The organism is Alicyclobacillus sacchari (assembly GCF_004366795.1).
Classification (GTDB): Bacteria; Bacillota; Bacilli; order Alicyclobacillales; family Alicyclobacillaceae; genus Alicyclobacillus; species Alicyclobacillus sacchari.
This window is the reverse complement of sequence record NZ_SORF01000014.1, coordinates 1-24,149: the sequence shown is the minus strand read 5'-3', so window position 1 is coordinate 24,149 and position 24,149 is coordinate 1. Positions and strand designations below refer to the sequence as shown.

Sequence of the window (24,149 nt, the reverse complement as noted above, 5' to 3'; positions counted from 1 at the left end):
ATCATCTCCTGTGCCACATCGGCTCATTGCTCGACCGCTTTGGCCAGCAGTGACGCATAAAAGGCGGCTCCCTGTGGGTTCAAGTGCACCCCGTCCTCATAAAAGTATGCGCTATGCCCCGCACTCGCCTGATACCAATCGACCAACTCCGTATGCGGAAACGTCTGCGCAACCTGCGCCAACGTTTGATTGACCACGTTTTGCCAAGGTCGGGGAACGCGTGTATTCACCAGAATAATGCGTTTCACTGGGCCAAGCGACTGCAGCAACGAGACGAGTTGTGATTTGCTAAACGGACCATTGGTGCCTAACTCGATAATGACGATATCGCCCAGTTCACCTTTAGCCTTGAGCTGTGCAACCGCCTCCGGCGCTTGATACATCTGCCTGCCCACCATGCCGTCGCACACGATACCTGGAAGTAACTTCTGCAAATACGGAGTAGCATCGACCATGACGGAATCGCCGATCGCGCTGACACCGACACCGCTTTCTGTTTTTGGAGCTTTTGCCGAAATCGGCTGCGCCTTTTCATGTCCGGTGGTATCGACCGTGGTTTTCTCAATCGCTGTGCCTGCTCCTGTGCTACTATGCGGAGCACGATTGATAGCTTTCCCCGAACCGCTCGCGCCATTCCCGACGGTAGATTTCACCGGGTGCGTTCCATCTGTATCCGTTTGCGGTCCGCCTTGGTGATCCAGTTCACGCACATCATTACCCAAAGTCGCGACAACCGTTGGGGCATATGCCGTCATGCCTGCGCAAAAGAGCACGACGACGGCCGCAGCACTCCCTGCAAACGCCCATCTGCCAGGATGACGTCGACGTACACGCACTGTTCTATCCGGCGCACCGACATGTTTGCGCCTGCCGAGACGGCGGATCGGCTCTTCCAACAGCCGCCACGACAAAGCCGCGATCACGATGCTCGCCAAAACCTGCGCCGCGGCTCGACCACCGTTAAACTGGTTCGCATCCATCAGCGGAGTGGTCAATACGATGATCGGAAAGTGCCACAAATAGATACCATAGGAACGAACACCGAGCCAGCGTAACGGCTGCATACCGAACAAACGGCCCAAACGCGTATCCGGATGGGCGAGACAGGCCACGAGAACGGCCGTCGCTATGGACAGGAGGAACAATCCGCCGCGATACAAAAAATTCTCGTACTCATTGGTCTGCCAAATCATCCATAGGATGCAGAGCAAAGCCAGAAAGCCAACAACGTCGAGCCAGCGCCGCACCGACACCGTAAGACCGCGCGAAAATTGACTACTTGGCCAGACAAATGCCACAGATGCACCTATCAGCAGGCCGAACGCCCTCGTATCGGTGCCATAGTAAACGCGGCTGGGATCGAGGCCAGGCTGGTACAAGATACCCATCCAGAGAGCGGACACGAGCGCAAGTGCCAACGTCGCAATGAGCATACTACCGCGCCGACGCAAAAATCGTAGACCGAGTATCAGCACAAGTGGCCATATCAAGTAAAACTGCTCTTCAACCGCCAGCGACCACAGGTGGCCGAGCGGTGTCTGACGCCCAAAGCTGGCGAAGTAGGATACCTTATGAAAGATAAACCACCAATTGCTCACGTAGCAAATCGACGCAATTGCATCCTGCCGAAATTGCGTGAACTGCGTTCGATCCTCGAACCACACCCAAGCCATGACGGCCACGAGCATGGAGAACATGGCCGGCAACAATCGTCTCGCGCGGCGCAACCAAAAGTCCCCGAGCAGAATTCGTCCATTTCGCTTCCATTGTGCAATTAATAAATCCGTAATTAGATAGCCCGACAAGACAAAAAAGACTTGCACACCCAACAGACCGCCGGGGGCCCAGCTGAGATTTAGATGGTACGCAATAACAGCGAGCACTGCGAGTGCCCGCAAGCCGTCGAGACCTGGCATATAGCGGCCGTTGCCACCCATTGGCTTCGGCATGTCGAAACTCCCCCTGTCGGCGCTGTTCGTGTCGAATTCCCTCTAAGATTATACCTAGCTGACGATTCTCGTGGGCTTGATGTTTCATGGAAATTCTATGGACAAATCCTTTACCTTTCAATTTCGATCCGATTGGTTTCTCAATCACCCCTTTGGGCGAAAAATGACAGCAGCCAAAAATGCAAAGACGATCGCGGCTGAAACACCGGCGCTCGTTAACTCAAATATGCCAGTGATGACCCCAAGCAGACCATGCACTTTGCCTTCCGCAATGGCTCCTTGCACTAACGCGTTACCAAACGAGGTAATGGGCACCGTCGCACCAGCGCCAGCAAATCGGACAAGCGGCTCGTATAGGTTAAATCCACTAACGACGGCTCCCGCGACGACGAGTGAGGAAACGACATTGGCTGGTGGCAACTTGACGACGTCCATAAGAAATTGTCCAATCAAACAAATAAACCCACCCACAAGAAATGCCCACAAATAAATCATGATTTTCTCCCCTCGCCACGTTCCATTGCTGCCGCATGTGCAATACAAGGAATCGTCTCCTTCTGCTGGTATGAAATCGGCGATAACAATGCGCCAGTTGCCACCATGAGCACCCTGTTCACCCTCCCCTCACGCAATTGGCGCTGAACATAACCGTACGCAACAGAGGCGGAACACCCACACCCACTGCCGCCAGACCATACATCTGGTATATCTCCATAGACCATCATGCCTGCGTCTTTGAACCGATCTCGCGGAACCGGTACATCATGTTGTTCACAAAGATCAAGCAGAATGCGGTGGCCCACTTTCCCCAAATCTCCGGTGATAATCAAGTCATAGTAGTCGTACGCGAGATCGAAGTCGCGAAAATGACTCACCAATGTGTCGAACGCGGCAGGCGCCATGGCCGCCCCCATGTTAAACGGGTCGGTTAGCCCCATATCGATCACGCGCCCGACCGTAGCCCGGGTCACGATAGGATGATTGCCCGAACCGTCGTTCGCCGTAACAATCGCCGCCCCACCCGCCGTCACCGTCCACTGGGCGGTGGGAGGCTTTTGTGCGCCATATTCGGTCGGGTAACGATAATGCTTCTCGGCAGCCGCATTGTGGCTAACCGTACCTGTCATCACGTATCGGGCGGAATCGGCGTCAATCATAAGAGAGGCCAACGCCAGCCCCTCCATAGACGTCGAGCAAGCGCCAAAAATACCCAAGTAGGGCATCGACAATGTGCGTGCTGCAAAGGAGGATGAGATAATTTGATTCATCAGATCCCCTGCAATAAAAAATGTGATGTTGTCTTTGGATAGTCCCGCTTTTTCAATTGCCTTTGCACATGTCTCATCGAGCAACATGCGCTCCGCCTGCTCCCAGCTTTTTTGTTGCATCCGCAGATCGCTATGCAAAAGATCAAACTCGTCCGCTAGCGGTCCTCTCCCCTCCATAGGTCCACCGATCACGGCTGTGGACAAAATCATGGGGTTGCTTGGAAATGCCCAACTCTGATATCCAACAAGCATGGTTTACCTCCCTATGACTAAAAGCGTCCGAATGAGTCCGATGAAAAACGCGGAGACGACGCCCCAAACAATGACGGATCCGGCCAGCTTGAACATGTTCCCAGCTACGCCCAGCACGTAGCCCTCTGTGCGGTATTCCATCGCAGCAGAGACCATCGAGTTTGCAAATCCGGTCACCGGCACAGCCGTCCCTGCTCCTGCCCAGCGGGCAAACTTGTCAAACGCGCCCACTCCCGTGGCCAGGGCGGTCAATGCAATCAGTACGGCCACAGTCGGATTCGCAGCGTCCTTTTGGCTAAACCCGAACACATGCACAAACAGATCCTGTATTGCTTGTCCCAATACGCAAATCAAGCCGCCTACGAGAAACGCCACGGCGAAATTGCGCAAAATCGGTCGCGCGGGTTCACGCGCTTTGGCAAACTGCTGATATCGCTGCATCGTGGGTGTGGCTTTTTTCAATTTTTGATTTGCCATCGCCGTCCCCCCTAGCGAGTCAGGTATGGCCCAACCTGGTCAATCACTTGCTGTATGCGTTTGGCAGCTTCCGTATACATGCGTTTTGCCCGCGCGTCGTTGGTCGCAAGTGCAAACGACTCCAGATCAGCCTGCGCTTTTTTCAGCGCGATGTTCGTCAGCGGCATGGTCTGCGGTTCAGGGATTTTTAGTTTATCCTCGTATACATCGATATACAGTTGGCCGGTGGCATCTACCTGCGCCAAAAAGACGTTTTCAACGGCAACCCCTTGCTTGTCTAACTCCGCCTTCAGCCATGCCCGATTAAATCCGATCGTCGCCAACGCCTCATCCATAATTTCTCCGTCCATAATCACGGCTTGAGGCTCGACTTCCGGTGGTACCTGCCACCCCATCCGTTTCGGTGTCAATGGCTGCTGTTCGGACTTCAACAAGACGTTAACCGTACCATTTGACTCCATGAGTGCAAATTCGACGTCCGCAACTTTGAACACATTTTTGCTTCGAAGATGCTCAAGCAACTCGTCCGTGGACATACGCTCTTTCTTGAGGTTGTCCTCTAAAATTTTTCCGTCCCGAATTAAAACCCGCGCATGACCTTCCAGAAAATCACGAGCCGATTTACTTTTTAATGCCACCCAACTAAGCGCAATAGGCAGGATCGTATAAACCGCCATTGGCAATAGGCCGTGATACAAAGGAGAATCCAGCTCGTCAGGAATAATCGACGCCATGTCGCCAATGGCGATACCGACTATGTATTCAAAAAATGTAATTTGCGACAGCTGACGCTTTCCAATCAGTCTTGCAAATACAAACATGGCACAAAACGATATGAGCGTCCGAATAATGATGTGAACCCATTCCGGCACTTCGATAACCCCTTTGAGCCAGGAGGCAATGCCTCCTGGCTACATTTGCGTTGTATTTTTGCGATTTTAGAAACCTTTGTACGTCGGCTCTTCCTTTTCGAGCTGGCCCACGCGCTGCTGCAGCTGATCCACAACCGACTGCGTCGTTTGCGCAGCCTGCGTATAGACCTGTTTTGCCTGCTTGTTTTGGGTCGCGAGGGCAAACGATTCAAGATTCGCTTGCGCACTCTTCAAACTCGCCAACGTCGTCTTGACCTGCTGTGCAATGGTCATTGGCAAATCACCTCCATGCGTGATGAGTGTAATGTTCCGTCCGCGTCGTGCCCATATGCGACAGGGTGCGTGGAAATTCGTGTATACCGCGCGACGAAGCCGCTCATACTTGCCATGAGCACCATGAGGAGGATACACATGGAACGTACGCGACTTGGCGCGCTTTTGTTTGGTATGGGACTCACGGGTATGCTGGACGGCATTGTATTTCACCAACTATTGCAATGGCACAGTACATACATGTGGACAAACCGGCATGATCAGATCGTCAGTGATGGGTTGTTACATGTTGTAACCACGGCCTTGATGGTGGCGGGTACCTTCGTCCTCTGGCAGGATGGGGCGAGCGATAAAACCCTGCGCAACCGTCGGTTTTGGGGCGCCCTCCTACTCGGAGGCGGGGTTTTCAATCTGCTTGAGGGAGTCATTGATCATCACATTCTGCAAATTCATCATGTTCGGCCCGGCCCAATGCAAATTCAGTATGACATCGCGTTCGATCTCGTCGCCTGTTTGTTGCTCATTCTCGGCATCGGGCTCTTGCGCATGCACAGCCTGACAACCGATTGACTAACGGATTTTTGTTTACGTTGATTTGTGCCTGTTTATTTGCTATGATGCGTTTGCATTCAAGTTTCAAAACATTCTTTAGCATTTTGCGTTATGATGAAGGATGAAAGCGTTATCCCAAATCAGCAGCAAACATTCGAAATGTACGACAAGGCCCTTTTCTCTCTGGTCTTTTAGATGTTTTGTGAGTTGCTTGGAGGGTTGCTCGATGAAAGTCAGCTTGTTTATCACTTGTGTCGTCGACAGCGTCTTTCCAAACGTCGGTGTTTCATTGACCCGCATACTGCAGGAATGCGGCTGTGATGTCTCATTCCCGCCTCAACAGACATGCTGTGGGCAGCCTGCATTCAACAGCGGATACACGGATGAAGCTCGAGACGTCGGCATGACACTCCTGCGCGCATTCCGGGACAGCGATGTCGTTGTGAGTCCATCCGGTTCCTGTGTCGGTATGATCCATCACTACTATCCCCAGTTGTTTGCCAACGATCCGCAACTACATCAGGCTGCTGTGGACTTGGCAAACAAAACCTACGAGTTCTCGCAATTTATGGTCAAGCAATTGCAGATCACGGATCTGGGGGCCCGTTTTCCGCATCGGGTGACATATCACCCATCCTGCCACGGATCGCGGCTGCTTGGCGTCAAGGATGAGCCCATGCAGTTACTGCAAGGCGTGCACGACATCGAGATCGTCGAGCTCCCCTACGCGACGGATTGCTGTGGCTTCGGGGGGACGTTTGCCGTGAAAATGGGTGAAATTTCAGGCGCGATGGTCGACGAAAAGGCAGAAAACGTTGCAAGGACCGATGCAGAAGTCTTGGTTGGCACGGACATGGGATGCCTGATGAACATTGGCGGCCGACTGCGCCGCACCAATCGTGCAGTGCGCGTGATGCACCTGGCAGAACTCCTGATGGAAGGCATGCAACTTGGAAAGGCGGTGAACGCATGAGCACCCCTCACAGCTCATCCAACGTGCACGATCGCGCGCAGCAGGCGCTGGCGGACGACTTCTTGCGGAAAGCCGTACATTTTACGACAGATCGCCTGCGCAACAAAAAGCAAGCCGTGACTGGCGAATTTGGTAACTGGGAAGCATGGCGCGAGCGCGGACAACAGATCCGCCAACACACCATCGCCCATCTCGACTATTACCTGGATCAATTCGCCAGACATTTGGAAGCGCACGGCGCACACGTTCACTTCGCCGCTACCGGTGAAGAAGCGAGCTACATCGTGCGGGAGATCGCCGCTGCGAAAAGCGCCAAGCGCGCCGTAAAATCCAAGTCCATGGTGACCGAGGAAATCCATCTAAACCACCACCTCGAGGAGATGGGCGTCCAAGTCGTCGAGACCGATCTCGGTGAGTACATCATCCAACTGGCCGGAGAGACGCCGTCTCACATTATCATCCCGGCCATTCACAAAAACCGCGAACAAATCCGCGACCTGTTTGAGGCCGAAAGCGGTGAACAACTCACGACCGAAACGCGTGATCTTGCGGCTTTCGCCCGCAGAAGACTGCGGCAAGAGTACTTGACTGCCGACATCGGAATCACGGGCTGCAACTTCGGCATTGCGGAAACCGGTTCGATAGCGCTGTTTACAAACGAAGGCAACGCCGATCTCGTGATGAACATGCCGAAGACCCACATCGTCCTCATGGGCATGGAACGGGTTCTACCCACGATGTCCGATCTCGAGGTGTTCGCGCACCTTTTGCCTAAAAGCGCGACAGGCCAAAACGTGATTACGTACATGTCTATTGTCACCGGCCCGCGGCGCGACAACGAGGCTGACGGTGCAGAAGAGATGCATGTGATCATTCTTGACAATGGCCGGTCACGCCAACTTGGCGATCCAGATTTTCAAGCCATTCTCCATTGCATTCGATGTGGTGCCTGCCTGAACGTTTGCCCAGTCTATCGCCAGATTGGCGGGCATGCCTACGGATCGGTTTACCCGGGTCCTATCGGCGCTGTACTTTCCCCACTCTTAAACGACGGCGAAACGTATCAAGACCTGCCATACGCGTCAAGTCTTTGCGGGGCTTGCTACGAGGCATGCCCGGTGAAGATTCCACTACATGACATGCTGGTACGCGAGCGCCAGCGATTGGTGGCGACAGGCCATGTGAAACCAGCGGAAAAAGCAGCGTTCCGGGCATTTCGGCAAGTGTTCGGGAACGCCGGACGCTATCAGACGACGATCCGGATCGCGAGAAGGCTGCAATTCCCCCTCGCACATGATGGCTACATCCGGGCCAAGATTGGCCCCGTAGCCGGATGGACGACGAGCCGCGACTTTCCTGCCCTGCCTAAACGCACTTTCCGCGAACTTTGGCCCGAGCTTGTGAGAAAGGGGAATGGGCGTGGATAAAACAACATTTCTCGAACGAATTGCCAAACCACTCGGACGTGTGCCTGGCGATCCGCCTTCACCTCGAACGGCCATCGGCGTACCTGCATGTTGGACGGATCGGCCATCTACACAGGCGTCTCGAACTGCGTCATTTATCGAGAAATTCACAGGGCTTGCGGGCGAGATCGAACAATATGCGAGCGTTCACGAACTTCGCGCGGGACTTGAACGTGTGCTGAACGACATTGGGTCCGATAAAATCGGTGCGTGGGGTAAGCGAGCGCCTTGGCCGATCGATGTGGAGGATGTACTTGAACATTGGCATGCTTTACGTTGGGAAGAGCAAACCGATAGACGCGCATTTGACCATATCCATGTCGGCATCACCGGTTGCTCGTGCGCCATCGCCGACACCGGGACAATCGTCATAGCCAGCGGGCCACAGTCAGGCCGGACCGTCCACCAGATCCCGCTTATCCACGTCGTCATACTCCGCGAGTCACAACTGGTACAAAGCCTTGGCGATGCATTACAGCGACTGGTACAAGCGCATGGGCAGGGTGAGATTGCCGCATCGAATCACTTTATCAGCGGTGCCAGCAGGTCATCGGACATCGAAAACGACCAGACTATCGGCGTGCATGGACCGGCACGCGTGATGGCACTCATGTTAACGGATCTGGAATGACGGGCGAGGCAACTGGTATTGAGCCAGCCCGCGTAACGTATAGACTCCTGTCCTATCAATCCGGCTGTGGGCTGTCTGCCACTTACACTAAAAAAACGCGGTGCAACGGAACGCCGCGTTTTTCTTAAATTGTTTATATGACAGAAGATGCGTACATAACTGCATACATGTAACCGCACCAAACACCGACGTTCACAGGGCCCGGACGACCTTCACGCCAAGCTGTTCAAATGCAGCAACAGCCACTTCGCTCGTATCACCGTCCGTAATCAACCAGTCAATCTCCCGTAAATCTGCAACATGTGTAAAGTCCTGCACCTGGATCTTGCTGTGATCCGCCAGCACAACGACGGTATCGGCAATATCTATCATTTTGCGCTTGACGAGCGCCTGCAACGCGTTTGACTCCGTGAAGCCATGCTGAGTGTGTATTCCCTTACACGACAGAAACGCTTTGTTGACATGAAACTTGGATAGCGAATCCTCAGCCATGGGACCAACATAAGACAAAGAACTCGAGCGTAAAATTCCCCCGGTAGATATCACCTCAACTTTGTCCTTCCCGGACATCTCCAAGGCAATTTTCACCGAGTTTGTTAAAACGGTCAACGGCATATCCGGAATGATGCTGGCAAGATGCAGCGCCGTAGTACTTGCATCCAAAATCACACGATCTCCGGGCTCGATGTATCTGACAGCAAGTCTCGCGATCATTTCTTTCTCAGGTACATGCTCAGATTCGCGAATCAGATAGGACGTCTCGCTCGGCGTTTCTTCATCAATTTTAACGGCTCCGCCGTGACTTCTTCGAAGCTTGCCTTCTTCTTCGAGCATATGAAGATCCCGCCGAACAGTCTCCTCTGTAACATCGAATAGTTGACTCAATTCTTTAACGCGAATGCTGCCACGTGTGTTTAGGTATTGTAAGATCGCCCGATGACGCTCCGCCGGTAACATTTTGTACGATTCACTTCCTCATGTGAGCAAGGAGGGAGTTTATCCAGTTCTCTCCTTGCTCACAACTTCTGTTTTACATACTATCTTAGACTTGTGAATCGAGGTCAGGCAAACCGCCCATACTCTGCAGATCTATCTGTACAAACAAGAGCATACCAGGTTCCTCGTAACAATCAGTAGTTTGCTTTATCAGTCGACGCCTTAGTAAAGACAGTTGGATTTCCGAGCAATACCGTATGATCTTGAACCTTAAAGGTTCCTAGACCACCAGCTTTAAATTCGCCTGAGGTCGGCATCGTCCCGTCAGCGAGAGCACGTGCAACGTACATCGTAAGTTCACCCAATTCAGGAACATTCCACAGCACAAATTGTTGAACCGTGCCGTCGTTAACATACTGCTTCATCTGAATCGGATCCGCCAATCCAGTTACATAAATTTTACCCTTCAATCCTAATTTCTCTACAGCCTCGGCAGCTGCCGGAACTCCAACCGAGTCCGGAGAAATAATGGCCTTCATGTTAGGATAGGCCTTTATCATATTTTCGGCAGCTGTCAGGCCAACATCAGGCTGTTCCTGGTCGTACTGGATCGTCACAATGTGCAGATTCGGGTATTTACTCGCAATGACCTTTTTCATCACCGCAATCCATGAGTTCTGATTCGGGTTAGTCGGGGTAGACGAGAGTATACCGACTTGCACATTCTTTTGTCCTTTAAAGTGATTTGCAGTAATTTCAACCAACGTAGACCCAATCCCTTCAGCGGTGGCTTGATCCACGAAGTACTGACGTGCCGAAGGAATTACATCGGAATCCCACGTGATGACTTTGACCCCTCGCTGCATCGCAGCTTTCAATGCCGGAGCTAGAGAAGTAGGATCGTTCGCAGAAACTGCGATAACATTATAACCCTGTGCAACGTAACTATTAATCATAGACACTTGGTCGGAGGCACTAGCAGTCGTAGGTCCATTGTACGTGAGACTGATATGCAGTCTATTTGCCACCAACTGAGCACCCTGATCGGCACCGGTAAAGTAGGGTATGCCAATTTCCTTTGGTATCAGAGCTACCTTGATCTGCTTTTGTGTTGTGCTGGCATTGCCTATCTGGCCTGCCTTCGTTGACTGCGTCAACTGAGATGGTGAGCCGCACCCTGCGACGGCCATAGAAATAGCCACCGCACTGAGCAATCCGGCTCCGATCTTCTTCACGTCTCTCATGAATATTCCCCTTTTCTCACTTCAATTCTGTAGACGCCTTCACAGGCGTCCATCTATGACTACTCCCGCCCAGTGCTCACCAAGCCTAAGTCGCTCATGCGATCTTTTTTAATGCGACGGGTTCGGCGGGAGAATAGTCCACTCATCTGCTGTATACCGACGGCTGCAATCAGAATTAGTCCGGTAACAATGGATTGTTCTACGGAAGAAACATTCAACATATTTAGTCCTTGTTGCAGCATGCCAAGGATAAAAGCACCTACAACGACGCCGAAAATGGTGCCGGAGCCACCAAAGACATTCACTCCCCCGACCAGGCAGGCAGTGATTACGGTGAGCTCGTAATTGAGACCCATGTCACCGCGAACAGAAGCGAAGTAGGATCCCATTAATACGGCAGCCACGCCAGACATGCAACCGGAGATCACATACGTGTATGTCTTCACATGCTGTACACGCACACCACTATAAAGCGCTGCGGCTTCATTGTTCCCTATAAAATAGACACGCCTACCGTAATTCGTTCGCTGAAGAACGAATCCAAACACCAATGCCAGGAAACTAAAGACAAGCAACTGAACCGGCATGATCCTGAATAGACTGCCCGTGCCTAAGAACAAGTAACTCTGAGGGAAACCGTAAATAGACCCATCCCCTTGACCCGCAAGAACCATTGCCAACGAACCGTAAATAAATAATGTCGCTAAAGTTGCGATTAGCGGTTGTATACCTGTTCGAACAATGATTTGTCCATTGATAAACCCCAACAGGGCGCCAAGCACCAATGCTAGAATAGCTGCTATCCAAATATTGAGACCATGTTGCCAGAACAGTCCCATCGATACTCCACACAAACTCATCATAGAGCCGACTGAAAGATCAATCCCTCCAGTAATGATGACGAACGTCATGCTCAGAGCCATGACACCAACCGCCATAAAGTTGTTAGTCGATGACATCAAGTTTTCGAAGTTAAGAAAACCAGGAGCTACAGCCGAAAACACTATCATCTCCACCAGGAAGACTCCAAATACTGTGGCCGACCACAGAGATCCTCTACGTTTCATGAAACCACCCTTCCCTTTGGAGCCGCGCGCTTGGTAACCGCTGAGTCCGAGATGACTGCAACTAGAATGATGAATCCTTCTGCCGCCTCATTCCACACGGCTGGTAAGTGGAAAAAGACCAGAGCCTCTGAGATAATGCCCAATAAAATGGCACCTAAGACAGCTCCGAGCGCCGTACCTTTACCACCAAATACGTTGGTACCACCAATCACAGCAGCAGCGATGGCTTCCAAGTTGAGATCAGAACCTGTAGTTGGAGTCGCAAATCCGTTGTATGCAAGGTAGAGAATTCCTGCAATTGCTGCCAAAACGCCCGTGATTGCGTATGGAATAAAAATAATTCTTCTCTCCTGAACCCCTGCCAATCGTGCTGCCGTTACATTATTCCCTACTGCATACACGTAACGGCCCGTAATTGTCCGTTGCAGAAACATTGACATAAAAACCAAACACATCAACAGAATGAATACTGGCCCAGGCAGAAACCAAATCTTAAAGTTACCGATCGAAGACAACGAGCTAGGGAGATTTTGAATCCACTGTCCGTTTGTCACCGTATACATAAGTCCTGAATATACACTCAATGTTCCTAGGGTAACGATAATTGGAGGTAGCTTTACAAGACTTACCATGATGCCATTCACACAACCTGCCAATAGCCCTAGAGCCAGCCCTATGGCAAGACTCACCCATACGGGTATTCCTGACAAAATGAGGGTTCCTACGGCCAACGTGACCAGCCCCATTGTTGAACCTACAGATAAATCGATTCCCTTGGTTATGATGACAGCGCATTCACCCAAAGCAAGTATCCCTATGGTTACAGTATTTAACAAGACATTAATAAGATTACTCGGTGCGAGAAAACTAGGACTTGTTATCATAAGTACTAGTAGCATTACAGTCATGAAGCCCACCAACGTAGCTTCACGCCTTCTCAATACTCTTTGCCAACTTTGATGAATAGTCCTCACCCGATTCACCCCACAGTCCTTCGTCGTTTACGGTGACACCAAGGAAACGCCCGTAGCGTAGCGCATAATACTCTGCTCCGATGCTTCATCGCGACTCAGACAACCTGCTAGTCTCCCTTCGCGCATAACCAAAATACGATTTGCGAGTGTTAGGATTTCAGGCAGATCCGAAGATATGACAAGGACCGCCACTCCATCGTTCGCGAGTTCACGTATGACACGATATATCTCGCCTTTGGCTCCGACGTCTACACCTCGAGTTGGCTCATCTAAAATCATCAGTTTCGGCTTGCGTGCCAACCACTTACCAAATACGACCTTTTGCTGATTCCCTCCTGATAGTTCAGAAACCGTCTGCTCTGTTGAACTCGCCTTAATGCGAAGACTCTCCTTGAGTTGACGCGCCAAATTACTCTCGTCTTCAAATCTAGAAATTCCCCACTTAGACGTACGGGGCAAACTAGGCAGTGTTATGTTTCGATGAATAGACATCGACAGCGCAACCCCGTGCTTATGTCGATCCTCTGGAACGTACACAATGCCATGGTCAATCGCGCTCTGCACGTTTCGAATGGTCAGACTTTGCCCTTCTAGATACACCTCTCCGCTATCCGCCGGCGCTATGCCGAAAAGTGCTTCAGCCACGTTTGTTCTTCCAGCACCAATTAGTCCCGCAAGTCCAACTATTTCACCTGAAAAAATCTCGAAGTTAACATCCTGAAAATAAGGTGGTTTGTTAAAACTACGAACTTTCAATAAAGGGGATGATGCTTGTCGTATATACGGTCTGGATAACGAGAGATCCACTTTCCGGCCAACCATTAAGTTTACCAACTGTTCGTCTGTCAGCTCCGATGTTAATCTTTGTGCTACCATCTGCCCATCTCTCATAACAGTCACACGAGAACACAGTTCAAAGACCTCATGCAATCGATGCGATACAAAAAGAACTGCTGTCCCTTGGCTCATTAAGCGTTTAACAATCGAAAATAGAGTTTGCGTTTCATGTAGCGATAATGTAGCTGTTGGTTCATCTAAAATGAGAACTTTCACATCATGGATTAGTGATTTGGCAATCTCAACCATCTGTTGCTCTGCGATAGTTAATCTTGCGGCACTTTCTCGAACATCCATCTGGATTCCAAGTCTTTGAAACACAGCTTCGCATCTAGCGTTCATCTCGGACATCCTAACCCAACGAATTGGACCTATATGACGATGTGGGTGAAACCCCATAAATACGTTTTCGGCAACACTCAATTCAGGCATAAGAGCAGGTTCCTGATGGACGGTAAAAATTCCTAGCTGATGCGCATGTGCTGGATTGGCAATGGTAACCTCTCTTCCATCAAACTTGATGACCCCAGAGTCCGGTTGATGTACACCCGACAGCACCTTAATAACTGTAGACTTTCCGGCACCATTCTCGCCAACTAATGCGTGCGCCTCTCCGGCGTTTAGCGAAATGTCTATGCCCTTAACCACAGTCACTCCCGAAAAGCTTTTCATAAGCCCAGTGGCAGACACTACCTCAGGCACACTACCACACTCCGATCACTCAAATTAACCACACCGCCTGCTGTATCCGCTTTCAACATTGATTATACACATAAAACACCAACTGTAAATACGAATACGGAACTAAAACATATGAAATAGACATAAACAGTCATTCTGAGCGTTTGTTTCGATCGACGCAAAGTATCGATGGTTAGTTGAAGCAATCGTATGGACTAAAGCTATGTTGCACAAACCGTAAAGAGCAAGTTTCGAGATACCGATATTGGTAATCCGAAACTTGCCTTACGAATTATTGCGAAAACCCCATGGTCGTAAATAATGCCAAGGCTTTCTGGCTTGTATCCATCCTAGAGTGTTGCACTACAACTGGAACTGTTGATTCAATCTCCATGGCATAGGGAACTCCACGTGGTATAGACTCACCATCATCATTTTCCACAGCATCCAAACGCACATGCACCGTTCTCTTGGCTGGACAATTGAAGCGAAAACCCATTATCGGACTTCGATCCTCAAAATAGACTGTCAAATGTAACATGGCAGCTTGCTCTGTGGTATTCAGTACGCAAAGTGACTCATGACTCTCAAGTTGCCCTGTGCTGAAAGATGGCAAATAGCCATCAGCGATGTACCATCTGCACATGTCGGCCATTCTTGATACCCCCTATTGGATTGCTAAACATTCATTTACTGCTGGTGTGAATTGATGTATTGGTCCTTAAGTAGGTCTCGTGAGATGCTGCCAAGCGTTCAGCCTCAATTTCCTCCAGTGATTTTCCTTCCGTATGGGGCGCAAACGTAACGCCAATTAGCCCACTCACGGCGAGCATACAAGTTAGAATCAATGCTAGCTTGTGAAACCCGACTGCAGTTAGGATTGGTACGAAAAAGCTCCAGAGACCCAAGCCAATGCGGACCACGGCAAACATCAAACCTTGTGCAGTGCTACGTATACGAGTTGGAAAAAGCTCTCCTGACCACAACTGGAAGAATGGTTGCTGGCCAAACCCAAATGCAATTCCATACAAGACAATGTTGGCTAAAGCAATGGTCGTGTTTAAGTGAAAGAACACAAATAACAAAAACGCAGTCACCTGGAACACGGAGGAAATGGCAAATAACCCACGGCGATTCACTCGATCATTCAGTGGCATAAAGACAAAAATCGTGGCCAAGACCGTGAGAAGAAAGTTAAAACACTGCAATTCTACACTCGTCGCCTGCGTTTCGGATCCTACCGTGCGCAGGATAAATGGAAGGAAAAAACCGTTGGTTCCAGCGACGAGGTTCCATATCCCATACATGAGAATACAAAACACGAAAGCACCCACATTCGCCCGTGAGGCAAACACTTCCTGTATCCCATGGCGTTTCCCTTGCATACCCTTATTTGATTCACGTTCGCGTTGCACGGCAACCCTCCATCGCTCCGACTCGACAACGCCTCGGCGCATGGCCCATGTCACCATTGCAAGGACCAACAGGTGTAGAAACAGTAGGCGTATACCTAACAAACCTAGATTTGATAGAGCTAAAGCCAAAAGCAGAGTGATGACAGGTCCAAGGTTCCATAACACTTGCGCAAATCCGCTCATCTTGCCACGTGAACGCTTTGGAGCCAACTCTGCAATCAGTGTCCACGAAGCCGGGACATCTGCCCCAACCGCGAGGCCTACGAGCACGTAGCCCACAAACAACATCCACATCTTTACTGCAAAAATGATCCATAATATACCAAATGCATAGACAAGTAAATCCCAAGCGTATATCTTCTTACGACCGTACACGTCACAAATACGCCCGCCAATCAAGGCTCCAACTCCAGCAGAAATAGCATTCGAACTAAACGCGCCAAGCATACCGATGAGCCCATTGCTCATGTGAAAATGGGCAGCCCACAGACTCAACCCAGAACCACCAGCAACAATGGAACCGGCATCGATGTAGTTAGCCATGGAAGCTACAGCTGTCCATTTCCATTGCTCACGAGTCGCAACTTCCTCACGCTCTAATTGATCTGATGCTTTCGCCGTCAACCCGCTTCCTCCTTTTGTATTGCAAGACAACGATTTCGCAAACTCCTCTTGTACACGCTTTCACCCGGATCGACATGGGCCATTGTCGCGATGGATTACCATCCGCTACCTCCGACACCGCGCTCGCAGATCTTCTCGGCATATCCGCTCTCGTAATATGCACGCATGGGATCCATCGGCAATCCCCGTTCTTCGCGCATCCGGCACACAAGCGGAGTTACATCAAACTCAAAGGCGGTACGCACAGCATGTTCAGCACCCAACACGTCGTTCTTGGCCTGTAAGTCCTGTAACTCCTCATGTTGAATCAGCAAAGCCTTTGCAAACTGCGTTTGAATGTTGCACACCGAGCGAATCATGGCGGGAATCTTAGGCTCGATCACGTGGCTCTGATCGATCATGTATGCGATTTCATAGGCTGTACGTGCCACCAATCCATCCGTATCGCGCTCGGCATCGAGAATTTGATAGAAAATCAGGAACAGCTCATAGGGATTCATCGCACCGACAATCAAGTCATCATCTGCATACTTACGGCTGTTGAAATGAAACCCGCCAAGCTTGCCCTCATCAAGCAAATAGGCAACGATATGCTCAACATTCGTACCCGGCGCATGGTGTCCGATGTCCACCAAAACCTGCGCCTGTCCCCCTAATTGGTTGGCGGCTTGGAGAGCCATACCCCAATCGGCGAGATCCGTATGATAGAAACCTGGTTCAAAAAACTTGTATTCGATAAGCATACGCATCCCAGGATCGAGTGCGGCGTACACTTCGGTGAGGGCCTCCTGCAACCAGCGCTTGCGTCGACGAATGTGTCCCTGCCCCGGATAATTCGTGCCATCGGCAAACCACAGGCTTAATGCACTGGACCCCACCTCACGCATGACGTCAACGCACTCCAACATATGACGGATCGCCTTGTTGCGAATAACGGCATCCGCATTCGTTGCACTACCGAGCATATAATCGTCGTCCTGGAACAGGTTTGGATTGACAGCGCCGATGCGCAGGCCGCGCTGCAGGGCGTAATCGCGCAGATACTGGTAATCATCCACTTTATCCCACGGAATGTGAATGGCGACCGATGGGCATGCACCAGTCAACTGGTGAACAACAGCCGCATCGTCAATCTTTTCGTAGGGATTGCGCGGTACGCCCTCTTTCTGAAACACCTTGAAACGCGTTCCCGAGTCGCCGTATCCCCACGAAGGCGTCTCCACGGCAAGCGCGGACAGCCGCCGTACGGCAGCGTCCACGTCGATTCCCCGATCTCGCTGTTGAATCTCGAACAGGGTGTAAGCTTCGTCACTCCATGCTTTCATTTAACATCCCCCTTTGCGCATCAACGTGGAAATGCAGCAGCCACACCGCCATCGATGGTTAACATGCAGCCGGTCGTCTTGGCGGATCGATTGGAAGCAAAGAATAAGATCCCTTCCGCAATGTCATCGGTGGTGATGTTCACGTGTAGAATCGTGCGTTTGCGGTAGTGTTCTTCAAGCTGTTCCGGATCAATGCCGTATGCTCTCGCGCGCTCATCGCGCCAAGCGGAATTCCAAATATTCGATCCCTGCAGCACTGCATCCGGCAGCACCGTGTTCACACGAATGCCGTGCTCGCCGCCCTCCACCGCGAGGCAGCGCGCCAAATGATTTTCCATCGCCTTCGCCGCGCTGTACGCCGCCGCGTCCTTACCCGCATAGACTGCATTCTTAGATGTCACAAAGACGATGGAGCCGCCGCGCCCCTGTTCGACCATACAACGGAATGCTTCACGCGACGTCAAAAAGTATCCTGTTCCCAAAACACTGACATTGCGGTTCCAATCGTCTAGCGTCGTTTCCACGATGGGCGACGAGCTGGCCAGACCTGCATTCGAAACGAAGATGTCAATCCCGCCGTATGCCAGCACAGCTTCCCGGAATGAGCGAAGAACGGCCGCTTCATTCGTGACATCAAGCGACACGCCGACAGCAGTGCCTTCGCCAAACTGTGCGTTCAGTTCGCGAGCTAGCCGATCCGCCGCGTCTACAGCGAGATCGGCAACAACAATATGCGCCCCCTCGGCTGCCATACGCCGCGCAGAAGCGCTGCCGATACCGCCGGCCCCGCCGGTGATGTACACAACTTTGCGAGCGAGCTCCTTCTCTGGTGGCGCAAGAGTCAACTTATACAGTTCGAGTGGCCAATACTCGACATCGAAGGATTCTTTCTCATCGAGTGACACAAAGTTTCCCAACGCTGTCGCACCGCGCATAACAGCGACCGCACGCCGGTACAAAGCCACCGCCACGTTCGCCATCTTCTTGTTCTTGCCGGTGCCAATCACGCCCAATCCCGGAACAAGGATGACGCGCGGAAACGGATCGTGCATGGGTACATCGAAATCGACATTGCGTTCATAATAGGCGCAATACTCAGCGCGGTACGAAAGCAATCCTGTCCGCAACTTTTCTTTAAGAGCATCCACACCCTCCATCCCGGGATTCCAGTCGATGAAAAGCGGCTTGCGCTTCGTATGAACGAGGTGATCCGGACACGCGGCACCTATCTGCGACAGCGTTGGCGCGACGTGACTGCCTACAAACGACAAGAAGTCGGCGCTGTCGTCGAAGGTAAGTACAGCACCTTGCAACTCTGTGACAATACCACGGACCCATGGTAAAACTTCTGCTGCGACCGCCTGCCGTTGTTCCGCTGGCAAGGCCGCAACTTGCACGCCACCGAAGACGCGATCGCGATCGATGTGCCGTTCAATGTAGTCTGCCGCCTCTTGGATGATCCGCAGCGTGTTCTGGTAACACTCGTCGGACGTATGGCCCCATGTGATGAGCCCGTGTTTCTCCATCAAGACCAATTCACAATTGGGATGGTTGCGAACAGTTTCGCCGATCAACTTCGATAGAGTGAATCCAGGGCGAATATATGGCACCCAAACGGCGCGATCGCCGAAAAGCTCCTTCGCTATCTCTCGGCCATTGTCGCAGCAACAGATGGCAATGATGCTGTCCGGGTGTGTGTGATCCACGTGTGGAAACGGGACGAACGCGTGTAACAAGGTCTCGATCGACGAACGTGGATGTTTGCTGTCCATCATGCAGTGTGTCAAATAGTCGACCATTTCCTCGTCACTCATCGCGTCGCGCTCCATGAGTGGCAAAATGTCCTCAAGGCGCAGTGCCGTAAAATTTTTGTCCGTCGCATCGGCGAGATCGGAACCGCTGCCTTTGACCCACATCACCGGTACATCACGCCCAAGGTGATCCTTCATCGTCGTCTTCGCCGACGTGTTGCCTCCCCCCCAGTTACACACGCTACGATCCGACGCCAAACGGCGAGATCGATCGACGAGTTCCTGCAAAACAGTAGAATCCTGAGTCGCAAGCATTTGCCGTCCTCCTTTACATTCTTTAGATAGCCTTTCTGGAAGCCGCCTGGCGGCGGACAACTTGTTGGAACGCAGAATACTTCTCTTGCCACACCTCGGCACTTTGCGGAACATACAAAGCAGTGGCGACGGAACGCAAGACGACCTCTCTGGCTTCGGAGACCGACTTACATTCACCAAGTGCAACCAGCTGTAACATCACATTCCCCAGCGCACTCGCCTCCACCGGGCCCGTGATGACGGGACATCCTGTCGCGTTCGCAGCAAACTGCGACAGCAACTGGTTCTGCGATCCGCCTCCGACGATGTGCACACGAGAAAAGGTACACCCCGTCACCTCTTGAAGTTCTAACAACACGGTGCGGTATTTGAAGGCCAGGGATTCTAGCACGCCTCGTACAAGTTCCCCTAGTTCAGCTGGGGGCCGTTGACCTGTCTGCACACAGATTTCATGAATCGTGCGCACCATCGAGGCGGGATGTAACAGAAGCGGATCGTCAGGATCCAAGACAAACGGGAACGGCCGGGCCCGTTCTGCTAATTGCAGCAGTGTATGAATGTCTGCCACCTGACCACCGGCTTGCACCTCACGCTGAATCTCCTGAATAAGCCAGAGACCCATAACATTCTTCAAGAAGCGATAATTGCCGATACCGCCCTCATTCGAGAAGTTGTAGTGCTCCGCCAATGGAGTTGTAATTGGACGTTGTACGACTGTGCCGACTAATGACCACGTACCCGAACTGATATAGAGATAGGGATCAGCGTGATCAGGAACGGCTGCAACAGCTGAAGCCGTATCGTGCGAAGCCACGTGCACTACCTTCGCATCGCATAGGTTTTCATGCATACCGCGCTGCATAGGTGCCAACCTCGACAAGACACTGCCAGGTTGTGCGATGGTTGGCAGGATCGTTGTGGGTAATCCCAGTTCTTGTAGCAGGTCATTCATCCAAGAGCGCGTTTGGACTCGGATCATCTGGGTGGTCGTCGCATTCGTCCATTCGGCACGCATCTCGCCCGTCAACATATAGTTCAGTAAGTCAGGTAACAACAAGAGGGTAGCGGCGCGATCGAACACGTTTGGTTCTTCCATTTGAATCCCGTAAAGTTGAAAAAGGGTGTTGAACGGAAGGATTTGAATGCCCGTCTCCTGAAACAGACGATGAATGCCAATTCGCTCCACAACAGCCTTCATTGCTTGCGCATGGCGCTCGTCGCGGTAATGACGAGGGTGGTCGATCAGGCTACCGAATCGATCGATAAGCCCGAAATCAACCGCCCAACTGTCAATGCCGACGGCTGATACCACACCAACGTGCGTGGCACTGCGTACCAATCCCTTGAGCATTCTTTCGAAGATAAACTGAATGTTCGTGTGCAACCATCTTCCGCTCGTCACGGGGAGAGTGGAAAAACGCTCATGTTCGGTGAGTGTCAAAGCGCGGCCGTCATACTGACCAACCATCATACGCCCACTGGAGGCTCCCAGATCAACAGCAACCAAATTCAGCATAGGATCACCTCCTCGCGCCTCACTGGTTTGAAAGTGCTATCACAACATGATTATACATCAACAACCTACATTTTTGTGTATTTGTTTTTGTTTATGTTTGAATACAGGGTGATTTGTGGGCGAGGGAACCACAGGCACAGCCGTTTACATCGAACGCCAAACTGATGACACGACTACTATCCACCATGAGCCGAACGATCGCGGCGCTGGAGCCACTGTGTAAACTTGAAGTTGCAAAGAACCATGAGCAATAAAACGGGGTAGCACATTGCGGAGTACCACAGTTTCCAGTGATGATAATAAAAAAACTTCGACTTCAGTGCGGCTATCTCGTAACCGAGACAAAACGCAATCCAGCCCACAATGTAGAGCAGCCTATACCATTTCCTCGCTTTGTACGGATAGTAGTTCAAGAAAACCGCATTGATCGGGGGATATAGAAATATTGGAAGGAAGCCAGACCATTGATATCCTGGAGAAAAGTAGCCGAACAGGTTTAACTTCAGATCCAAGATCATATCGGACAGGCATTCGGTCACCAATGAAAACAACGAGACGGACCAAATTTGAAGTCCTGAGATATGTTTTGGCATGAATATGGCAACGGCGTAAAACACTATGAGGGAGACCACAAGCAGGGTCATCGGTCAGCATCCTTGCCTTATGAGATTGTCCAAATACCGTTGTAGCTCATTGTTCAAGGTCCCCTTTATGTCCCATTTCAATTCAATCATATTCCTGTTTCCCCGTTTCAGGTGCTCGATAAGATGTCTTTTGATACGGCTGCTGTCAGCAGACCACGGGAAACCCAATTCCGAACTTCACTTTCTCATCTTTTTGAGCACGGAGCGGAATGAGCATCGTGCTCTCAGGTAAATGGCTATATCATGGACTCGCCAAACACCCCAGCAGAAGCTGTACATGTCGTGAGAGTGGAGGGCGCCGACTGCATGCAGTGCAGTTGGCTTTGGAGAGTGGGAAGCCGGCGAGCCAGGTAGCTCAGGAACTGGGCGTATCGCAAAAGACGTTGTATGGCTGGATGGCGAAGTACAAGGAGGATCCCTCTACCCCGCTCGTCTGTAGCGGAAACCTCAAGCCTGAGACGAAGGCCTTGCGGGACCTGGAGCGGAAAATCCGTGAACTGCGAGAGGAAAATGCGATCTTAAAAGCTGTGCGCATCTTCACAAGCGACGGAAGTAAGATACCAATTCATCCACAGATACAGATCCAAATTTCCGGTTCAGAAGATGTGCAAAATATTGGGCGTGTCTCGAAGCTGGTATTATGCATCGCTCAGGCGTCCTGAGAGTGAGCGTTCCAAGCTGTGTATGGTCAAATAAAAATGGAGGTTCTGGTCAACGAAAAATCCCTGGTCTTATCAACGGGAAGTCCCTGCTGATGGCATCATGAATTCATTGATCGGATCTGGAAAATCATCCAGTCGATCCCGTTTATGTACTTCAATTCTTACAATCCTCCTTGTAGTCCGACAAGGAGGAGAAGGGATGACGACGAGTATGGAGCAGATCCATCGGATCAAAGAGCTGCAGTCGCAGCAGAAAGGAGCGTACCAGATTTACACAAATTAGGTATCGATCCGAAAACCGTGTGTAGGTACATGATGCAGGAAAGAATTTTCTCCCGAAGCTCCTGTACACGCGGACAGGCCGTCGAAGCTCGCCCCCTACAAAGCGACGATTGAAGCGTGGCTGCTTGCGGATTCTCAGAATCGGTACAAGCAGCGACACGCCGGAAAGCGCGTGTAAGACCGCTTGGTGAAGTTGTATCCGGATCTTAACTGCTCCTACCCAACGGTAAACCGGTATGTCCGTGCGTACCGTGAGCGCCAGCAAATGAGCCGTACCGGATTCCTTGAACTGGAATGTCTGACCAGAGAGGCGCAGGCCGACTTTGGAGAATGCAACATGTTCATCAACGGGCTGCGCTGCATGTCGAAGTACCTCGCCGTATCGTTACAGCAACGCAGGGTTTGTCCAGTACTTTCGTGGTGAGATCGCGGAGTGCCTTTACCAGGGGTTACCGTACATTTTCTTCCACATCGAGGGCGTCCCGCCTCGACTGGTCATTGATAACGCGACGGCAGCAGGACGGAGAATCGGCGATTTCGTGCGGTTGACGCAGTTGTTCAAGCGATTTCAGGCGCACTTCGGGTTCCACGTGACGTTCTGTAATCCGAGCAGCGAGCATGAGAAAGGAAACGTAGCGAACAAGGTCGGCTATGCTCGGCGGAACTTCTTTGTCATACAAGCGCAGTCACCCCTTCTGGCGCGAAAGTTGCCTTTTCAAGTTTCGTGTCCCTTCTATTATCCCAAGCTCTTCCCCGCTCTTCTACCACTCTATCTCTTCGGGATATTCCTCCACCAAGCTGATGTCCTCCACCAAGCTGATGTCCTCCACCAAGCTGATGTCCTCCACCAAGCTGATGTCCTCCACCAAGCTGATGTCCTCCACCGAACAATTGTGCTCCCGCGCCATTGCCCTGACTTTGTTCCACCATGCGCTTGACTATCGTCGAAAGAGCCTTAGCCAGCTCATCCTTATCCCCGATCTTCAGATAACGAATGTTGAGCAAATCTGTTAACGCCGGACTATAATTGACCCAGGTTCGCCGGAATGAAAATGACCCACCTCAGTTGAATATCTCTCTTCAGACCTAGCCGGGTTCAGAAGGGAGAGTATCCATGCTGAAAGGTGGATCACTAATGAGCGTACAAGATTTGTTGACGCAGG

24 protein-coding genes and 1 pseudogene are annotated in these 24,149 nt (G+C 51.4%); 6 read left to right on the top strand and 19 right to left on the bottom strand.

Annotated elements, in window-relative coordinates:
* Window positions 1–23 precede the first annotated feature (23 nt).
* The 6 genes from C7445_RS12195 to C7445_RS12170 form a co-directional block, all read right to left on the bottom strand.
* A complete protein-coding gene (locus C7445_RS12195; RefSeq protein ID WP_134160696.1) occupies window positions 24–1,949 on the bottom strand; it encodes an acyltransferase family protein in 1,926 nt (641 codons plus the stop codon).
* 144 nt (window positions 1,950–2,093) lie between these two features.
* The gene (gene spoVAE / locus C7445_RS12190) at window positions 2,094–2,444 is read right to left on the bottom strand and encodes a stage V sporulation protein AE (protein ID WP_134160694.1); all 351 of its coding nucleotides are present in this window, start codon (window positions 2,442–2,444) and stop codon (window positions 2,094–2,096) included.
* Window positions 2,441–3,469: a stage V sporulation protein AD gene (gene spoVAD, locus C7445_RS12185; protein WP_134160692.1), complete on the bottom strand. Its 1,029-nt coding sequence runs from the start codon at window positions 3,467–3,469 to the stop codon at window positions 2,441–2,443. Before spoVAD ends, spoVAE begins: the two co-directional genes overlap by 4 nt.
* A gap of 3 nt (window positions 3,470–3,472) precedes the next feature.
* Window positions 3,473–3,946 carry a stage V sporulation protein AC gene (gene spoVAC / locus C7445_RS12180; protein ID WP_134160690.1) on the bottom strand — a complete coding sequence of 158 codons (474 nt, stop codon included), beginning with the start codon at window positions 3,944–3,946 and terminating at the stop codon, window positions 3,473–3,475.
* An 11-nt stretch (window positions 3,947–3,957) separates the two neighbouring features.
* Window positions 3,958–4,818 (bottom strand): DUF421 domain-containing protein, encoded by an 861-nt coding sequence (locus C7445_RS12175; protein WP_134160688.1) that lies wholly within the window; start codon window positions 4,816–4,818, stop codon window positions 3,958–3,960.
* 66 nt (window positions 4,819–4,884) lie between these two features.
* Entirely contained in the window at window positions 4,885–5,091 is a 207-nt protein-coding gene (locus tag C7445_RS12170) for a DUF1657 domain-containing protein (protein WP_058095398.1), read from the bottom strand.
* A gap of 138 nt (window positions 5,092–5,229) precedes the next feature.
* Between C7445_RS12170 and C7445_RS12165 the strand changes: the two genes are divergently transcribed.
* The 4 genes from C7445_RS12165 to C7445_RS12150 all read left to right on the top strand — a co-directional run bounded on the left by C7445_RS12165 (window position 5,230) and on the right by C7445_RS12150 (window position 8,713).
* The gene (locus tag C7445_RS12165; RefSeq protein ID WP_134160686.1) at window positions 5,230–5,661 is read left to right on the top strand and encodes a DUF2243 domain-containing protein; all 432 of its coding nucleotides are present in this window, start codon (window positions 5,230–5,232) and stop codon (window positions 5,659–5,661) included.
* A 208-nt stretch (window positions 5,662–5,869) separates the two neighbouring features.
* Window positions 5,870–6,616, top strand: a complete 747-nt coding sequence (locus C7445_RS12160) for a (Fe-S)-binding protein (protein ID WP_134160684.1) — start codon at window positions 5,870–5,872, stop codon at window positions 6,614–6,616.
* Complete coding sequence (locus C7445_RS12155) at window positions 6,613–8,043, top strand: LutB/LldF family L-lactate oxidation iron-sulfur protein (protein WP_134160682.1); 1,431 nt, start codon at window positions 6,613–6,615, stop codon at window positions 8,041–8,043. Before C7445_RS12160 ends, C7445_RS12155 begins: the two co-directional genes overlap by 4 nt.
* Window positions 8,036–8,713 (top strand): LutC/YkgG family protein, encoded by a 678-nt coding sequence (locus tag C7445_RS12150; protein WP_243835168.1) that lies wholly within the window; start codon window positions 8,036–8,038, stop codon window positions 8,711–8,713. Before C7445_RS12155 ends, C7445_RS12150 begins: the two co-directional genes overlap by 8 nt.
* Window positions 8,714–8,905: 192 nt before the next feature.
* Here C7445_RS12150 and C7445_RS12145 read toward each other — a convergent pair whose 3' ends face one another.
* From C7445_RS12145 to C7445_RS15015, 11 genes are all read right to left on the bottom strand, one after another.
* On the bottom strand, window positions 8,906–9,670 hold the full coding sequence (locus C7445_RS12145) for a DeoR/GlpR family DNA-binding transcription regulator (protein ID WP_134160678.1): 765 nt from the start codon (window positions 9,668–9,670) through the stop codon (window positions 8,906–8,908).
* 173 nt (window positions 9,671–9,843) lie between these two features.
* Window positions 9,844–10,893, bottom strand: coding sequence for an autoinducer 2 ABC transporter substrate-binding protein (locus C7445_RS12140; protein WP_134160677.1), 1,050 nt, complete (start codon window positions 10,891–10,893; stop codon window positions 9,844–9,846).
* Between the two features lie 59 nt (window positions 10,894–10,952).
* A complete protein-coding gene (locus C7445_RS12135) occupies window positions 10,953–11,903 on the bottom strand; it encodes an ABC transporter permease (protein WP_243835174.1) in 951 nt (316 codons plus the stop codon).
* 53 nt (window positions 11,904–11,956) lie between these two features.
* Window positions 11,957–12,934 carry an ABC transporter permease gene (locus C7445_RS12130; RefSeq protein WP_134160673.1) on the bottom strand — a complete coding sequence of 326 codons (978 nt, stop codon included), beginning with the start codon at window positions 12,932–12,934 and terminating at the stop codon, window positions 11,957–11,959.
* Window positions 12,935–12,961: 27 nt separating this feature from the next.
* Complete coding sequence (locus C7445_RS12125) at window positions 12,962–14,473, bottom strand: sugar ABC transporter ATP-binding protein (protein ID WP_134160671.1); 1,512 nt, start codon at window positions 14,471–14,473, stop codon at window positions 12,962–12,964.
* Window positions 14,474–14,744: 271 nt separating this feature from the next.
* On the bottom strand, window positions 14,745–15,107 hold the full coding sequence (locus C7445_RS12120; RefSeq protein WP_134160669.1) for a sensory rhodopsin transducer: 363 nt from the start codon (window positions 15,105–15,107) through the stop codon (window positions 14,745–14,747).
* Window positions 15,108–15,138: 31 nt separating this feature from the next.
* Window positions 15,139–16,491 (bottom strand): MFS transporter, encoded by a 1,353-nt coding sequence (locus C7445_RS12115; protein ID WP_208320914.1) that lies wholly within the window; start codon window positions 16,489–16,491, stop codon window positions 15,139–15,141.
* 95 nt (window positions 16,492–16,586) lie between these two features.
* Window positions 16,587–17,816: an L-rhamnose isomerase gene (rhaI, locus tag C7445_RS12110; protein WP_134160667.1), complete on the bottom strand. Its 1,230-nt coding sequence runs from the start codon at window positions 17,814–17,816 to the stop codon at window positions 16,587–16,589.
* Window positions 17,817–17,836: 20 nt separating this feature from the next.
* Window positions 17,837–19,882: a bifunctional aldolase/short-chain dehydrogenase gene (locus tag C7445_RS12105; protein WP_134160665.1), complete on the bottom strand. Its 2,046-nt coding sequence runs from the start codon at window positions 19,880–19,882 to the stop codon at window positions 17,837–17,839.
* 22 nt (window positions 19,883–19,904) lie between these two features.
* Window positions 19,905–21,398, bottom strand: a complete 1,494-nt coding sequence (locus tag C7445_RS12100) for a rhamnulokinase (RefSeq protein ID WP_134160663.1) — start codon at window positions 21,396–21,398, stop codon at window positions 19,905–19,907.
* Between the two features lie 176 nt (window positions 21,399–21,574).
* A complete protein-coding gene (locus C7445_RS15015) occupies window positions 21,575–21,991 on the bottom strand; it encodes a CBO0543 family protein (RefSeq protein ID WP_424923011.1) in 417 nt (138 codons plus the stop codon).
* Between the two features lie 260 nt (window positions 21,992–22,251).
* Here C7445_RS15015 and C7445_RS15095 point away from each other — a divergent pair.
* Both C7445_RS15095 and C7445_RS15090 read left to right on the top strand, forming a co-directional pair.
* Window positions 22,252–22,545: pseudogene (locus C7445_RS15095) on the top strand (transposase); the annotation flags it as partial.
* 100 nt (window positions 22,546–22,645) lie between these two features.
* Window positions 22,646–22,738: a hypothetical protein gene (locus tag C7445_RS15090; RefSeq protein ID WP_481725902.1), complete on the top strand. Its 93-nt coding sequence runs from the start codon at window positions 22,646–22,648 to the stop codon at window positions 22,736–22,738.
* Window positions 22,739–23,435: 697 nt separating this feature from the next.
* Here the strand turns inward: C7445_RS15090 and C7445_RS12090 are convergent.
* Complete coding sequence (locus C7445_RS12090) at window positions 23,436–23,666, bottom strand: hypothetical protein (protein ID WP_134160661.1); 231 nt, start codon at window positions 23,664–23,666, stop codon at window positions 23,436–23,438.
* Window positions 23,667–23,747: 81 nt separating this feature from the next.
* A complete protein-coding gene (locus C7445_RS14905; protein ID WP_279586217.1) occupies window positions 23,748–23,870 on the bottom strand; it encodes a hypothetical protein in 123 nt (40 codons plus the stop codon).
* Window positions 23,871–24,149 lie beyond the last annotated feature (279 nt).

Coding starts and splice junctions, on each gene's coding strand:
- C7445_RS12195 (WP_134160696.1), bottom strand. CDS start 1,949: ATGCCGAAGCCAATGGGTGGCAACGGCCGCTATATGCCAGGTCTCGAC.
- spoVAE (WP_134160694.1), bottom strand. CDS start 2,444: ATGATTTATTTGTGGGCATTTCTTGTGGGTGGGTTTATTTGTTTGATT.
- spoVAD (WP_134160692.1), bottom strand. CDS start 3,469: ATGCTTGTTGGATATCAGAGTTGGGCATTTCCAAGCAACCCCATGATT.
- spoVAC (WP_134160690.1), bottom strand. CDS start 3,946: ATGGCAAATCAAAAATTGAAAAAAGCCACACCCACGATGCAGCGATAT.
- C7445_RS12170 (WP_058095398.1), bottom strand. CDS start 5,091: ATGACCATTGCACAGCAGGTCAAGACGACGTTGGCGAGTTTGAAGAGT.
- C7445_RS12165 (WP_134160686.1), top strand. CDS start 5,230: ATGGAACGTACGCGACTTGGCGCGCTTTTGTTTGGTATGGGACTCACG.
- C7445_RS12160 (WP_134160684.1), top strand. CDS start 5,870: ATGAAAGTCAGCTTGTTTATCACTTGTGTCGTCGACAGCGTCTTTCCA.
- C7445_RS12155 (WP_134160682.1), top strand. CDS start 6,613: ATGAGCACCCCTCACAGCTCATCCAACGTGCACGATCGCGCGCAGCAG.
- C7445_RS12145 (WP_134160678.1), bottom strand. CDS start 9,670: ATGTTACCGGCGGAGCGTCATCGGGCGATCTTACAATACCTAAACACA.
- C7445_RS12140 (WP_134160677.1), bottom strand. CDS start 10,893: ATGAGAGACGTGAAGAAGATCGGAGCCGGATTGCTCAGTGCGGTGGCT.
- C7445_RS12135 (WP_243835174.1), bottom strand. CDS start 11,903: ATGATAGTGTTTTCGGCTGTAGCTCCTGGTTTTCTTAACTTCGAAAAC.
- C7445_RS12120 (WP_134160669.1), bottom strand. CDS start 15,107: ATGGCCGACATGTGCAGATGGTACATCGCTGATGGCTATTTGCCATCT.
- rhaI (WP_134160667.1), bottom strand. CDS start 17,816: ATGAAAGCATGGAGTGACGAAGCTTACACCCTGTTCGAGATTCAACAG.
- C7445_RS12105 (WP_134160665.1), bottom strand. CDS start 19,882: ATGCTTGCGACTCAGGATTCTACTGTTTTGCAGGAACTCGTCGATCGA.
- C7445_RS12100 (WP_134160663.1), bottom strand. CDS start 21,398: ATGCTGAATTTGGTTGCTGTTGATCTGGGAGCCTCCAGTGGGCGTATG.
- C7445_RS15015 (WP_424923011.1), bottom strand. CDS start 21,991: ATGCCAAAACATATCTCAGGACTTCAAATTTGGTCCGTCTCGTTGTTT.
- C7445_RS15090 (WP_481725902.1), top strand. CDS start 22,646: ATGTGCAAAATATTGGGCGTGTCTCGAAGCTGGTATTATGCATCGCTC.